13 protein-coding genes, 2 tRNA genes and 1 rRNA gene are annotated in these 12,951 nt (G+C 52.3%); 2 read left to right on the forward strand and 14 right to left on the reverse strand.

Features of this window, described 5'->3' with window-relative positions; genetic code table 11:
* Positions 1–181: 181 nt before the first annotated feature.
* The 10 genes from QQZ17_RS11010 to ilvL form a co-directional block, all read right to left on the reverse strand.
* Positions 182–1,585, reverse strand: a complete 1,404-nt coding sequence (locus QQZ17_RS11010) for a PTS galactitol transporter subunit IIC (RefSeq protein ID WP_152400884.1) — start codon at positions 1,583–1,585, stop codon at positions 182–184.
* Between the two features lie 46 nt (positions 1,586–1,631).
* The gene (locus tag QQZ17_RS11015) at positions 1,632–1,910 is read right to left on the reverse strand and encodes a PTS sugar transporter subunit IIB (RefSeq protein ID WP_152400882.1); all 279 of its coding nucleotides are present in this window, start codon (positions 1,908–1,910) and stop codon (positions 1,632–1,634) included.
* A 1-nt stretch (position 1,911) separates the two neighbouring features.
* A complete protein-coding gene (locus tag QQZ17_RS11020) occupies positions 1,912–2,418 on the reverse strand; it encodes a PTS sugar transporter subunit IIA (RefSeq protein ID WP_152400880.1) in 507 nt (168 codons plus the stop codon).
* Between the two features lie 253 nt (positions 2,419–2,671).
* Positions 2,672–4,216: a threonine ammonia-lyase, biosynthetic gene (gene ilvA, locus QQZ17_RS11025; protein WP_052747013.1), complete on the reverse strand. Its 1,545-nt coding sequence runs from the start codon at positions 4,214–4,216 to the stop codon at positions 2,672–2,674.
* Positions 4,217–4,218: 2 nt separating this feature from the next.
* Complete coding sequence (gene ilvD / locus QQZ17_RS11030) at positions 4,219–6,069, reverse strand: dihydroxy-acid dehydratase (protein ID WP_152400878.1); 1,851 nt, start codon at positions 6,067–6,069, stop codon at positions 4,219–4,221.
* Positions 6,070–6,229: 160 nt separating this feature from the next.
* Positions 6,230–7,159 (reverse strand): branched-chain-amino-acid transaminase, encoded by a 930-nt coding sequence (gene ilvE, locus QQZ17_RS11035; protein WP_152400876.1) that lies wholly within the window; start codon positions 7,157–7,159, stop codon positions 6,230–6,232.
* Positions 7,160–7,177: 18 nt separating this feature from the next.
* Complete coding sequence (gene ilvM / locus QQZ17_RS11040) at positions 7,178–7,441, reverse strand: acetolactate synthase 2 small subunit (RefSeq protein ID WP_046492904.1); 264 nt, start codon at positions 7,439–7,441, stop codon at positions 7,178–7,180.
* Positions 7,438–9,084, reverse strand: a complete 1,647-nt coding sequence (gene ilvG, locus QQZ17_RS11045; RefSeq protein ID WP_152400874.1) for an acetolactate synthase 2 catalytic subunit — start codon at positions 9,082–9,084, stop codon at positions 7,438–7,440. The genes ilvM and ilvG overlap by 4 nt, the downstream gene beginning before the upstream one ends.
* 2 nt (positions 9,085–9,086) lie before the next feature.
* Positions 9,087–9,137: a peptide IlvX gene (ilvX, locus tag QQZ17_RS11050; protein ID WP_193388322.1), complete on the reverse strand. Its 51-nt coding sequence runs from the start codon at positions 9,135–9,137 to the stop codon at positions 9,087–9,089.
* An 86-nt stretch (positions 9,138–9,223) separates the two neighbouring features.
* Complete coding sequence (gene ilvL, locus QQZ17_RS11055; RefSeq protein ID WP_042326053.1) at positions 9,224–9,322, reverse strand: ilv operon leader peptide; 99 nt, start codon at positions 9,320–9,322, stop codon at positions 9,224–9,226.
* A 353-nt stretch (positions 9,323–9,675) separates the two neighbouring features.
* Here ilvL and QQZ17_RS11060 point away from each other — a divergent pair, with 353 nt between their 5' ends.
* Complete coding sequence (locus QQZ17_RS11060; protein ID WP_152400872.1) at positions 9,676–11,196, forward strand: YifB family Mg chelatase-like AAA ATPase; 1,521 nt, start codon at positions 9,676–9,678, stop codon at positions 11,194–11,196.
* 25 nt (positions 11,197–11,221) lie between these two features.
* On the opposite strand, the gene maoP is transcribed toward QQZ17_RS11060, so the two are convergent.
* Complete coding sequence (maoP, locus tag QQZ17_RS11065; protein WP_012131115.1) at positions 11,222–11,560, reverse strand: macrodomain Ori organization protein MaoP; 339 nt, start codon at positions 11,558–11,560, stop codon at positions 11,222–11,224.
* Positions 11,561–11,679: 119 nt separating this feature from the next.
* Between maoP and hdfR the strand changes: the two genes are divergently transcribed.
* Positions 11,680–12,513, forward strand: coding sequence for an HTH-type transcriptional regulator HdfR (gene hdfR, locus QQZ17_RS11070; protein WP_152400871.1), 834 nt, complete (start codon positions 11,680–11,682; stop codon positions 12,511–12,513).
* Between the two features lie 104 nt (positions 12,514–12,617).
* On the opposite strand, the gene QQZ17_RS11075 is transcribed toward hdfR, so the two are convergent.
* The 3 genes from QQZ17_RS11075 to rrf form a co-directional block, all read right to left on the reverse strand.
* Positions 12,618–12,693: transfer RNA gene (locus tag QQZ17_RS11075), tRNA-Trp, on the reverse strand.
* 8 nt (positions 12,694–12,701) lie between these two features.
* Positions 12,702–12,778, reverse strand: a tRNA-Asp gene (locus tag QQZ17_RS11080).
* A 54-nt stretch (positions 12,779–12,832) separates the two neighbouring features.
* Positions 12,833–12,948 (reverse strand): 5S ribosomal RNA (gene rrf / locus QQZ17_RS11085).
* Positions 12,949–12,951 lie beyond the last annotated feature (3 nt).

A 12,951-nucleotide genomic window follows, 5' to 3' on the forward strand; every position in this document is an offset into this window, starting at 1 on the left:
AGCTTAATTGCTTTCGCGTCAGGCGAAACTGCTCTTCAAGTTTCGTCCCTGTAATGCCGGGCTCGTTCACGATGGCGTCCAGAACCGCTACGACTCGTTTATCCATAGCCATGTCGACTCTCCTGAGATGAGAAAGTCCGGCAACGGATTCTGCCGCCGGACAGGGAGATAAAATCCCGTGTTACGCTTGTTGAATCTTCTCCTGCTGCTCGGCTTCCTGCTGCGCCAGGCTGCTTTCACGGCGTAATTCGCGGGAGTAGAAGAAGTAGCCGCATCCCCACCAGATGGCGAAAATCAGCGGAACAAGGTTGCCTTCAAGGAATTTAAACAAGAAAGAAAAGGCGTAGGTAAAGACCGGTGCATCAATTGAGCTGTTTGAAATAAGTTGACCCGCCGGAATAGTAATCGCCTTTGTTGCTTGTCCCAGTTCGGTGATCATTGGGGCGAACTGCGTCCCGACAAACAAGAAGAACGGTACGCCAATAATACTCAGGATCACCATGCGCAAGGTATTACCCCTCGTCACCAGATAGGCCGGGACGATCAGGGAAATGTTGATAATACCGGCGAAAGGTAAAATCTTATTGCCGGGCAGAATCAACGCCCAGATGAGTGTGAAAGGAATGGCAACAATAATGGCGAACCAGATTTCACTGGCCCCCCCCATAAACGGCCAGTCAATTCCGACAAACAACTTACGCCCAGAGAATTTCTTGTTCATGTAATCACTGATCGCTTCTGAGATCGGTGACAGCGCTTGCATAAAGAGCTTAGAAATCATCGGGAACAGCACAAGTGCAGTGGCAGCCTGGACGCCCAGCGTCAGCGTTTTCGCTACACTGTAGCCCGCAATAATCCCGAACAAGATCCCCAGAATAAAACCAATAATGTGGTTTTCCGCGAACACCCCTACTTTGGTGCGCAGTGCCGTGGCGTCCATAGGTTTATTACATACGGGGATTTTACGCAGCAACAGATCGAACGGATAGTAAATCGCGCCAAAGAACACCATACGGTGAGTACAGGTCACCCCGGGTATACCCGTTAGTTTTTCTATACGGTGTTGGTGAATGTCCCCAGCGTTAAGTTCAACGATAATCTGGAAGGCGGCAATGAGGAATGCTAATGCCAGGCTCCAGGCAGCACCGAACAGCGGGGTGGTGACGCTGACGACGATAAAGGCGGTGAAAATTTTTCCCCAGACGTTCCAGAGATCCGCGTTAAACGTATTGGTCTTGTTCAGCATCAGCATCACAATGTTCACGCCAACCTGAAGCGGGAACATAGCGAAAGCGTAAGGCCAGGCCCAGGAAATATTCGCCATCGTCGTCCAGCCGCCATCAACGATACTCAGTTCCAGACCAGTACGATTCATCATTGTTTGTGCGGCAACGCCGATAGCATCAACCATAAAACCGATCAGCATACTCATTCCCACAAACGCCACGCCCAGCGTAATCGCTGCCGAAGCAGCATCACGGAATTTCATCCGTACCACCAACCCGGCTAACAGCATAATAAAGGGCACAAAAACCGGCGCACCTAAATTCAGAATGTAATTTATGACTACACCAAGAAAGTCCATAGCACTTCCCCACTAAAAATAATTATACGGATTAAAGAGCTACGCCTTATTTACAGGCATCAATGATCTTTTGTAATTCTTGCTCCATACCCATACCGGTCAAAAATGCAATACCGTTAATCACGGGGATAGGATATTGTTTATCGACTTTAGTAATTGCGATATAAGCAGCACTATCTTTGATATGGCTCTCGAGAGATTTAAGATCAACAACTTCAACTTTAATGTGCGTCTGATTGCGTTCATTCAATAAGCGCATCACTTTACTGGCAACTGTCTGTGAGGTCGCAACGCCGCTTCCACATGCAACAATGACTTTTTTCATCTCATAAATCCTTATTTAATTGCAGTCTTGATGTGAGAGCACAGAGAAAGGTCTCTACATCGTCTATTTCACATAGCGCCTGGACGACCTCTTCATCAGCAAGGCAATCCATCAATTTTTGCAGCGCAGTCAAGTGACTGCTGTGGTCAATAAAACCCAGAAGGACAATAAATTGAATATAGAGCGTGTTATCGTTATTCCCCATTTCCTGCCAGGCGATGGGATGCGATAAACGTGTCACAGAGATAAAGGGATGGAGAATATGTTGCGGGTCAGTATGAGGGAGTGCAATGGCCACTGGCGACGTAGGTAGACCTGTAGGATACAATTGCTCTCGAGTAAGAATGGCGTCAAGGAAAGAGTCGCGGACGTAACCTTTCTCTTTCAACAATAAAAATATAGAAGAAAAAAAATCAGTAGCATTACTGTAATGCTTATTGAGAAACGTGAGTTGAGGCATAAAATATTCACATCCCTGCTCATTCTCATTCACTATATCCGTTTTCATCCGAATATCCTCTCTAACTGCTAAAAATTAACTGAGGACAATATTAATTCAGGAACGATGGTTAAGCGATGAGTATTGCCCCCAAAAGATGAGCTAAGTCTAGCGCAACATGGTGAGCTTTTTATTATGAATTACATCACATTTTTATGGTAGAGATTCATTAACAACAAAAATATTCAACGCAGAAGGTTAAGAGAGGGGAAAAATAAATGGCGAGGGATAACCACTCAGGTTATCCCTCGTTCTGCAGCACTTAACCCGCGAGGAAAAAGCGGAATGCCGGGTTGTTTGTTTCGTCGTGACACTCATAACCCAGTTCTTGCAGTCGCGTTTCGAAATCCGGTTCGTGCTCGCCCAGTTCAAACGCAGCCAGTACACGGCCATAATCCGTGCCGTGACTACGGTAATGGAATAATGAGATATTCCAGTGGGTGCCCAGCGTATGCAAAAACTTGAGCAGCGCGCCTGGAGATTCCGGAAACTCGAAGCTGAATAAGCGCTCCTGTAGCGGCTTAGAGGGACGCCCACCAACCATGTAGCGCACGTGCAGTTTCGCCATTTCGTCATCGGAGAGATCGACCACGCTATAGCCGCCGTCGCGCAGCAGATTCAGGATCTCGGTGCGTTCTTCCATGCCCCTGCTCAGCCGAACGCCGACAAAAATGCAGGCGTTCTTATCATCGGCAAAGCGATAGTTAAACTCGGTGACCGAGCGACCGCCCAGCAACTGGCAAAACTTCAGGAAGCTACCTTTTTCTTCCGGAATGGTTACCGCCAGTAGCGCTTCGCGCTGTTCGCCCAGTTCGCAACGCTCAGAAACATAGCGCAGGCCGTGGAAATTGACGTTAGCGCCGGAAAGGATATGCGCCAGACGTTCGCCGCGAATGTTGTGCTGGGCAACGTACTTTTTCATTCCCGCCAGCGCCAGCGCGCCGGAAGGCTCTGCCACTGCGCGCACATCTTCAAACAGGTCTTTCATCGCCGCGCAAATCGCATCGCTATCCACGGTGATGATGTCGTCGAGATATTCCTGACACAGACGAAAGGTTTCATCCCCAATGCGCTTCACCGCCACGCCTTCTGCAAACAGGCCGACGCGGGGAAGATCGACCGGATGACCCGCCTCCAGCGCCGCTTTCAGACAGGCGGAGTCTTCCGCCTCCACCGCAATGACTTTGATTTGCGGCATCAGCTGTTTGATCAGTACCGCGACGCCCGCCGCCAGACCGCCGCCGCCAACCGGCACAAACACGCGATCGAGATGAGCATCCTGTTGGAGCAATTCCAGCGCCAGCGTCCCCTGACCGGCGATCACCATTGGATGATCGAACGGTGGAACCCAGGTAAAACCCTGCTGCTGCGACAGTTCAATCGCTTTCGCTTTTGCTTCATCAAAGTTTGCACCATGCAGCAGCACTTCGCCGCCGAAACCACGAACGGCATCGACTTTGATATCCGCCGTCGCAACAGGCATCACGATCAGTGCCTTTACGCCCAGACGAGCGGAAGAGAACGCCACGCCCTGGGCATGGTTGCCCGCAGACGCGGTGATCACCCCGTGAGCTTTTTGCGCCTCGGTCAGCCCCGCCATCATCGCGTAAGCACCGCGAAGCTTGAAGCTGTGAACCGGCTGTCGGTCTTCACGCTTCACAAGAATCACGTTATCAAGGCGCGACGAAAGCTTTTCCATTTTTTGCAGCGGTGTCACCTGCGCGGCTTCGTATACCGGCGCGCGGAGCACCGCGCGCAGATATTCTGCCCCTTCCGGGGCAGCTGACAGAGGTTGTGATTCGGCCATCATCAGCCTCCCAGTTTCGATTTATCGCGTACCGCGCCTTTATCGGCGCTGGTCGCCAGGCTGGCATAGGCGCGCAGCGCAAACGACACCTGGCGCTGACGATCTTTCGGTGTCCAGGCTTTGTCGCCGCGAGCTTCCTGCGCTTCACGACGCGCAGCAATTTCCGCATCGCTCAACTGCAGCTGAATGCCACGGTTTGGAATATCAATAGCAATCATGTCGCCATCTTCAATGATCGCGATATTACCGCCGCTGGCCGCTTCCGGTGAAACGTGACCAATGGAGAGGCCGGAGGTGCCGCCAGAGAAACGACCGTCGGTGACCAGCGCACACGCTTTGCCGAGGCCCATCGATTTAAGGAAAGTCGTTGGGTAGAGCATTTCCTGCATCCCTGGCCCGCCTTTTGGCCCTTCGTAGCGGATTACGACCACGTCGCCTGCCACCACTTTGCCGCCGAGGATCGCGTCAACCGCCTCATCCTGGCTTTCATACACTTTGGCCGGGCCAGTGAATTTCAGAATGCTGTCATCCACGCCGGCAGTTTTGACAATGCAGCCATTTTCCGCGAAGTTACCGTAAAGTACCGCCAGGCCACCGTCTTTGCTGTAAGCATGTTCCAGCGAGCGGATACAGCCTTCGGCGCGATCGTCATCCAGCGAGTCCCAGCGGCAATCCTGTGAGAACGCTTCTGTGGTGCGAATACCCGCCGGACCCGCGCGGAACATCTGCTTCACGGCATCATCTTGCGTCACCGTGATGTCGTACTGCTCAAGGGTTTGCGGCAGCGTCAGCCCCAACACGTTTTTCACGTCCCGGTTCAACAGGCTCGCACGATCCAGTTCGCCCAGAATCCCCAACACGCCGCCCGCACGGTGAACATCTTCCATGTGGTATTTCTGCGTACTCGGCGCCACTTTGCACAGCTGCGGCACTTTACGGGAAAGCTTGTCGATATCACTCATCGTGAAGTCGATCTCCGCCTCCTGCGCCGCTGCCAGCAGGTGCAGAACAGTATTGGTGGAGCCGCCCATCGCGATATCCAGCGTCATCGCATTTTCAAACGCCGCCTTGCAGGCAATATTGCGCGGTAGCGCAGAGGTGTCATCCTGCTCGTAATAACGTTTGGTCAGTTCAACAATGCGTTTACCGGCATTGAGGAACAACTGCTTACGGTCGGCATGGGTCGCCAGCAGCGAGCCGTTACCCGGCTGCGACAGGCCCAGCGCTTCGGTCAGGCAGTTCATCGAGTTCGCGGTAAACATCCCGGAACAGGAGCCGCAGGTCGGGCAGGCAGAGCGTTCAACCTGATTGCTCTGATCGTCAGAGACTTTCGGGTCCGCTCCCTGAATCATGGCATCAACCAGATCGAGCTTGATGATTTTGTCAGAAAGCTTGGTTTTCCCGGCCTCCATCGGACCACCGGAAACAAAGATCACCGGAATGTTCAGGCGCAGAGAGGCCATCAGCATCCCCGGGGTGATTTTGTCGCAGTTGGAAATACAGACCATTGCATCGGCGCAATGGGCATTCACCATGTACTCCACCGAATCAGCGATCAGTTCGCGCGACGGCAGTGAATAAAGCATGCCCCCGTGGCCCATGGCGATACCATCATCCACGGCAATGGTGTTGAACTCTTTAGCCACGCCGCCCGATGCTTCAATCTGTTCAGCGACCAGCTTACCGAGATCGCGCAAATGCACGTGCCCTGGCACAAACTGGGTGAATGAGTTCACGACGGCAATGATCGGTTTGCCGAAATCGGCATCGGTCATTCCGGTTGCGCGCCACAGCGCGCGGGCTCCTGCCATATTGCGGCCATGAGTAGTGGTGGCGGAACGGTACTTAGGCATGCTTGATTAACTCCCGTCTGTCTTTCCCCCTATATACTTCACGCCGCAGGTGCGTTGGCTGCCTCGCTCATCCCAGTCACTTACTAAAGTAAGCTCCTGGGAACTCGCTGCGTTGCCGCCTTCCTGCAACGTGAATTATTTGGGGGAAATATTAATTTTGTTATTGGTTTACTGAATCCAACCAGCCCCATTTGTCCTCGGTTTCGCCAGTAAACAGACCGAAGAAAGCTTGCTGGACGCGTTTGGTGACAGGTCCACAGCGGCCTTCGCCTACCTGGATACCGTCAACGCTGCGAACCGGCGTGATTTCCGCCGCTGTACCGGACATGAACACTTCATCCGCCAGATACAGGGATTCGCGGGACAGAACCTGCTCGCGGACTTCAATACCCAGTTCTTTCGCCAGTTTGATGATAGCGTCACGGGTGATCCCCGGCAGCGCGGAAGAGGTAAATGGCGGGGTAAACAGCACACCGTCTTTCACCTCAAACAAGTTTTCACCGGCACCTTCAGAAATGTAGCCATTCACATCCAGCGCGATGCCTTCCTGATAGCCATGACGACGTGCTTCGCTACCTACCAGCAGTGACGAGAGGTAGTTCCCCCCCGCTTTTGCCGCAGTCGGGATTGTGTTTGGCGCGGCACGGTTCCACGAGGAAACCATCGCATCGATCCCTTGTTCCAGCGCTTCGGCACCCAGGTACGCACCCCACGGGAACGCGGCGATAATGACGTCAGTGGTGTATCCCGGAGGTGGATTCACGCCCATCCCCACATCGCCAACAAACACCAGTGGACGAATATAGGCGCTGGTCAGGTTGTTTTTACGGATCACCTCACGGCAGGCTTCCATCAGCTCATCCACACTCTGGGAGACCGGGAAACGATAAATTTTGGCTGAATCATGCAGGCGCTGCATATGTTCGCGATGACGGAACACCACCGGGCCTTTGTGCGAGTCATAGCAACGGATGCCTTCAAATACAGACGTACCGTAGTGCAGCGCGTGGGACATCACGTGAACTTTCGCCTCTTCCCAACGAACCATCTCGCCATTGAACCAAATGTAATCAGCTTTTTTCGTCGTCATTTCTTCTTCCTGTTGCGCTTACGCGCGGATTTGTTGTGATGTGGTTGTGCTCTGGCAGATGGCAACATGTGCCACATCGACCAGCTTACTTAACTGACTAAACAGTAAGTCGACCGACAGCGGACTGGCAACGGTCAATTCAATATTTATATTCTGCGCGTCCCGAGCGGAGCCCATATTCATGGCGCACACCTGAAAACCACGATGGCGTACCACACGTAATACGCGTTCCAGTGTTTCCGGATTAAAGCGAGCTTCTACGGCGACCTGATGTTGCATCATGATAATTTCTCCAGCATTTCAGAATTGCTGGCGCCGGGCGGCACCAGTGGCCAGACATTCTCAAGTTCGTCGATTGAGACATGAAGCAGGTATGGCCCGTCGCTGTTCAGCAGGGTATCGAGTGCCGCTTCAACCTGGTCTTTTCGGGTGATGTGTTGGCCAGGGATGCCGAAGGCGCTGGCTAACGTGAGGAAATCGGGGTTATCGGTCAGGGTGGTTTCGCTATATCGTTCCTGGAAAAACAGCTGCTGCCATTGTCGAACCATACCTAACCGTTGGTTATCCAGTAAGACAATCTTCAACGGTAACTGCTTACGTTTTACGGTGCCCAGCTCCTGAACATTCATCATGAAGGAGCCGTCACCGGAGATACAGATAACGGTGTCGTCCGGTCGCGCAACCTGCGCCCCAACGGCAGCCGGTAAACCAAAGCCCATCGTACCTAAACCGCTGGAGGTGATGAAATTCTCCGGGCGAGTGTACGTCATATGTTGCGCGGACCACATCTGATGCTGACCGACATCTGTCGTCACCACACAGTTGGCTGGTTTACGATCCGACAGTTGTTTCAACAGCAGTGGCGCATAGATAGCTTCCCCTGGATGATCGTAGCGCCAGGTGTGGTCAGTACGCAGTTCCGCATTACGCTGACGCCATTCATTGATGTTGAGCGTCTGTTGCAGAGCTGGCAGCAACGCATTCAAATCGCCCTGCAAGGTGACATGCGCCCGGCGCAGTTTGTTCAGTTCAGCCGGGTCGATATCCATATGAATCACACTGGCGTGCGGCGCGAAGGTATCCAGTTTGCCGGTCACCCGGTCATCAAAACGAGCGCCTACCGCAATCAGCAAATCACACTCCTGCACGGCGAAGTTCGCGGCTTTGGTGCCATGCATGCCCAGCATCCCCTGATAGTAAGGATAGTCCGCCTCGACAGCACCCAATCCTTTCAGCGTACAGGCAACCGGCATTTGCGTTACCGCAATAAACTCACGCAGCGCTGGAACCGCCTGCGCCATCCCGACACCGCCCCCCACGTACAGCATCGGTTTTTGCGCCTGGGCCAGCATTTTTCGCGCCCGCTCAACGTCGGCGTGAGGGAAAACGGCCGCATTTTCGACAGTCGTGAAGTACGGCTCCAACTCCCCTCGGGCTAGTTGGATATCTTTTGGGATATCCACCAGAACCGGGCCGGGACGACCAGAGTTAGCGACTTCAAACGCCTCAGCCATGATGCGCGGCAACTCTTCCAGCGACTGCACCAGAAAACTGTGCTTGGTACAGGCCAGGGACAGCCCCAATACGTCCACTTCCTGAAACGCATCGGTACCGATAAGCGGCGCAGCAACCTGCCCGGTGATCGCCACAACAGGGACCGAATCTAACAGTGCATCTGCAAGTCCGGTGATCAGGTTGGTTGCCCCGGGACCAGAGGTGGCAATGCAGACTCCGGTTTTACCGGTGGAACGGGCATAACCGATGGCAGCGATCGCCGCTCCCTGTTCGTGTCGGCACAGCAGGTGTTCCACGCCACCGTCGTACAACGCATCGTAGACCGGCATAATTGCGCCACCGGGATAGCCGAATACTGTCTCGACACCCTGTGCACGCAACGCATGTACCACCCACTGTGCTCCATTCATAGTTAGTTCCCCGTCGTAAATCTTAAGAAACAGAATTTTATGCTGTTATTCATTTTCTGTTCCTCTGTTGTGTTTTTAAGGTCAAAAAAAACCCCCGGACCTTTCGGTGCGGGGGTCTTAGTTCGTTAAGGCTTGATTTTTAAGCCTTTCCTCGTCCAAGTGCAGCCCCGCACGATGGGATAATAATCACCACCACGCTAATCACGACCAGGCTAATCACTCGTAGAAGGGCTGTCATTTTTGTCTATTCTTGCATCTTGTTCGAAGGAATACCTAAAGAGTTACCATAGATTTCGCCAATAGCACAAGATTTTTTTCTTTTCATTTTTCTGACTCAGCTAACAGATTAGCGAAAACCCATTGTTTTTTATGCAAAAACCAGGAATTGAAAAAATTTCACTTCCGGGGCGGAAGTAAACCCCTTTTTCAAAGCGCCAGGGAAGGGGGAAAACTGACTGTGAGCCCCCTTCCAGTAAAACAGAAAGCTCAGACAAATTGCATTAAAAGTGCGGAAACCACAGCGAATAAACGCCATTCTGCAATGATATTGCAGAGAAGAGTTCAGACATAATAGTGACACCTGGAGGGATTATGTCACTGTCAATTGTTCATACACGCGCTGCGCTGGGGGTGAATGCACCGGCGATTACCATCGAAGTACATATCAGTAACGGTCTGCCCGGTTTAACACTGGTGGGGTTACCAGAAACAACCGTCAAAGAGGCGCGCGACCGAGTACGCAGCGCGATCATTAATAGCGGATATGACTTTCCCGCAAAGAAAATCACCATCAATCTCGCCCCTGCCGATCTTCCTAAAGAGGGCGGGCGATATGATTTACCTATTGCTGTGGCGCTTCTGGTTGCATCTGAGCAGCTTACAACACATAAACTCGACCAATATGAGTTAGTGGGTGAATTAGCGCTTACAGGCGCATTACGCGGCGTTCCCGGCGCCATATCCAGTGCAACCGAAGCGATACGAGCGGGAAGAGGCATTATTGTGGCAAAAGAGAATGAAGAAGAGGTTGGACTGATTGATGGCGAGGGATGTCTGATTGCCGATCATTTACAAGACGTCTGTGCATTCCTGGAAGGAAAGCATGATCTTAGCCATCCTGGAGTTAGCGACGGGACGACCTGCGCGTCATCTGACGATCTCAGCGATGTTATTGGTCAGGAGCAAGGAAAGCGCAGCCTTGAGATCACCGCCGCAGGCGGGCATAACCTGCTGTTAGTTGGCCCACCGGGTACAGGGAAAACGATGCTTGCCAGCCGCCTTAATGGTCTGTTACCGGCGTTGAGTAATGAGGAGGCCCTGGAAAGCGCCGCCATCCTCAGCCTGGTCAACTCAACCAGCGTGCAAAAACTGTGGAAGCAGCGACCTTTTCGCGCGCCGCACCACAGCGCATCCCTGACAGCGATGGTAGGTGGCGGTTCCATCCCCGTACCCGGCGAAATTTCGTTGGCACACAACGGCATACTGTTTCTTGATGAATTGCCTGAGTTTGAACGACGAACATTAGATGCCCTACGTGAACCCATAGAGTCTGGCCAGATCCACCTTTCACGTACGCGCGCTAAGATCACCTATCCTGCGCGCTTTCAACTGGTGGCTGCAATGAATCCCAGTCCCACAGGACACTATCAGGGTAACCATAACCGGAGTACACCAGAACAGACATTACGTTATCTCAGTCGGCTCTCAGGTCCCTTTCTGGACCGCTTTGATCTTTCTCTCGAAATCCCTTTACCACCGCCAGGGATACTCAGCCAGCCCGGTGTAAAAGGAGAAAACAGCTTTACGGTTAAACAGCGGGTCATTGCCGCGCAGGAACGTCAGCATAAACGCCAGGGCAAACTGAATGCGCTCCTGCAAAACAGGGAGATACGTGAACACTGTCCGTTATCGGATGAAGATGCTCTGTGGCTTGAGGAGACACTCATCCATCTTGGGTTGTCCATACGGGCCTGGCAGCGTTTATTAAAGGTCTCAAGGACCATTGCCGACCTTGCGCAAGCCGAACATATTTCGCGGCGACACTTGCAGGAAGCGGTCAGCTACCGGGCGATAGATCGACTGCTTGCTCACTTGCAGAAACAACTGATATAAAAAAAGGGCCTGGGCCCTTTTTTTACTAGTCATCAGACTCTGTGTAGTCCTCAGCACCTTCCATCTGCGGTTTACCGCCGGACAAGGTGTGGAAACGTTTTGGACGCTTGATACGCGTCATGTATTTAGACCAGACACGTTCCGCTTCGGTCACTGGCTCACGTTCACCACGACATACCGCAACAAAGAGCCTCTCTTCTTCGGTAACCGGCTCACGTTTGCCCAGATCCAGCTCATTGAAGGCATAACCATGACGTTCAAGCAGTTGCGCCTCTTTGATGGTGAAATCACCATGACGAGAGAAACCGCGTGGATAATATTTATTGTCGAAATATCGATTAGTCGTCGTAAAGCTTTCCGCCATCCTGCACGCTCCTAATTCTTTTGGCCGAGCTATTTATGGCGCGGAGTATTAGTTACGCTTGACAGAGTGTAAAACAAAACATTTAAATCATAACGACAAATAATTTTGCGGAGAGCACTGTGGATACGGAATTGTTAAAAACTTTCCTGGAAGTTAGCCGAACGCGCCACTTTGGCCGGGCTGCGGAAGCGCTCTACCTGACTCAGTCGGCGGTTAGCTTTCGCATCAGACAGTTGGAAAACCAACTCGGTGTGAATCTTTTTACCCGTCACAGAAATAATATCCGCTTAACGGCGGCCGGCGAGAAGCTTCTGCCTTATGCAGAAACGCTGATGAATACATGGCAGGCGGCACGTAAAGAGGTCGCCCATACATCAAGGCATAATGAGTTTTCAATCGGTGCCAGTGCGTCGCTGTGGGAGTGTATGCTTAACGGCTGGTTAGGGCGCTTGTACCAGTCACAAGAGCCCCAGAACGGTCTGCAATTCGAGGCCCGCATCGCACAGCGTCAGTCACTGGTAAAACAGTTACATGAACGCCAGCTTGATCTACTTATCACCACAGAAGCCCCAAAAATGGATGAATTTAGCAGCCAGTTACTGGGGTATTTCACCCTGGCGTTATATTGCACCAGCCCTTCGACGATGAAAGAGGCGCTTAATTATCTGCGTCTGGAGTGGGGGCCGGATTTTCAACAGAATGAAGTGGGATTAATAGCCGCCGATGAAATTCCGGTACTTACCACCAGTTCTGCTGAACTGGCCAGACAGCAACTCCACGCTCTGAATGGTTGCACCTGGTTACCCACGCGTTGGGCCAAAGAAAAGGGCGAGTTGCATACCGTAGCAGACAGCGCAACACTTTCGCGTCCGTTGTACGCTATTTGGCTGCAAAATAGCGATAAACATGCGCTGATCAAAGATCTTCTAAAGGTAGAGGTACTGGAAGAGTAAGTGTAAATGACGTTGGCAAGGATGCCATTAAAGGAAGAGATCGGTATCTGGAGAGGCGTTCTATAGATAAAAAAAATCCTTAGCAAATGCTAAGGATTATTTTCTGGCAGGGGCGGAGAGACTCGAACTCCCAACACCCGGTTTTGGAGACCGGTGCTCTACCAATTGAACTACGCCCCTAATTAGGGTGGCGGAACGGACGGGACTCGAACCCGCGACCCCCTGCGTGACAGGCAGGTATTCTAACCAACTGAACTACCGCTCCACCGAATTTTTCTACAACCACTGATTTTTACACCAGTTTACTGCTTAATTTGATGCCTGGCAGTTCCCTACTCTCACATGGGGAGACCCCACACTACCATCGGCGCTACGGCGTTTCACTTCTGAGTTCGGCATGGGGTCAGGTGGGACCACCGCGCTACAGCCGCCAGGCAA

This window comes from Citrobacter sp. T1.2D-1, from assembly GCF_950098555.1.
Taxonomy (GTDB): Bacteria; Pseudomonadota; Gammaproteobacteria; order Enterobacterales; family Enterobacteriaceae; genus Citrobacter_A; species Citrobacter_A telavivensis.

What these genes read in the sequence shown, in the direction of transcription:
- QQZ17_RS11010 (WP_152400884.1), bottom strand. Translation starts at nt 1,585, where the DNA reads ATGGACTTTCTTGGTGTAGTCATAAATTACATTCTGAATTTAGGTGCG.
- QQZ17_RS11015 (WP_152400882.1), bottom strand. Translation starts at nt 1,910, where the DNA reads ATGAAAAAAGTCATTGTTGCATGTGGAAGCGGCGTTGCGACCTCACAG.
- QQZ17_RS11020 (WP_152400880.1), bottom strand. Translation starts at nt 2,418, where the DNA reads ATGAAAACGGATATAGTGAATGAGAATGAGCAGGGATGTGAATATTTT.
- ilvA (WP_052747013.1), bottom strand. Translation starts at nt 4,216, where the DNA reads ATGGCCGAATCACAACCTCTGTCAGCTGCCCCGGAAGGGGCAGAATAT.
- ilvD (WP_152400878.1), bottom strand. Translation starts at nt 6,069, where the DNA reads ATGCCTAAGTACCGTTCCGCCACCACTACTCATGGCCGCAATATGGCA.
- ilvE (WP_152400876.1), bottom strand. Translation starts at nt 7,159, where the DNA reads ATGACGACGAAAAAAGCTGATTACATTTGGTTCAATGGCGAGATGGTT.
- ilvM (WP_046492904.1), bottom strand. Translation starts at nt 7,441, where the DNA reads ATGATGCAACATCAGGTCGCCGTAGAAGCTCGCTTTAATCCGGAAACA.
- ilvG (WP_152400874.1), bottom strand. Translation starts at nt 9,084, where the DNA reads ATGAATGGAGCACAGTGGGTGGTACATGCGTTGCGTGCACAGGGTGTC.
- ilvL (WP_042326053.1), bottom strand. Translation starts at nt 9,322, where the DNA reads ATGACAGCCCTTCTACGAGTGATTAGCCTGGTCGTGATTAGCGTGGTG.
- QQZ17_RS11060 (WP_152400872.1), top strand. Translation starts at nt 9,676, where the DNA reads ATGTCACTGTCAATTGTTCATACACGCGCTGCGCTGGGGGTGAATGCA.
- maoP (WP_012131115.1), bottom strand. Translation starts at nt 11,560, where the DNA reads ATGGCGGAAAGCTTTACGACGACTAATCGATATTTCGACAATAAATAT.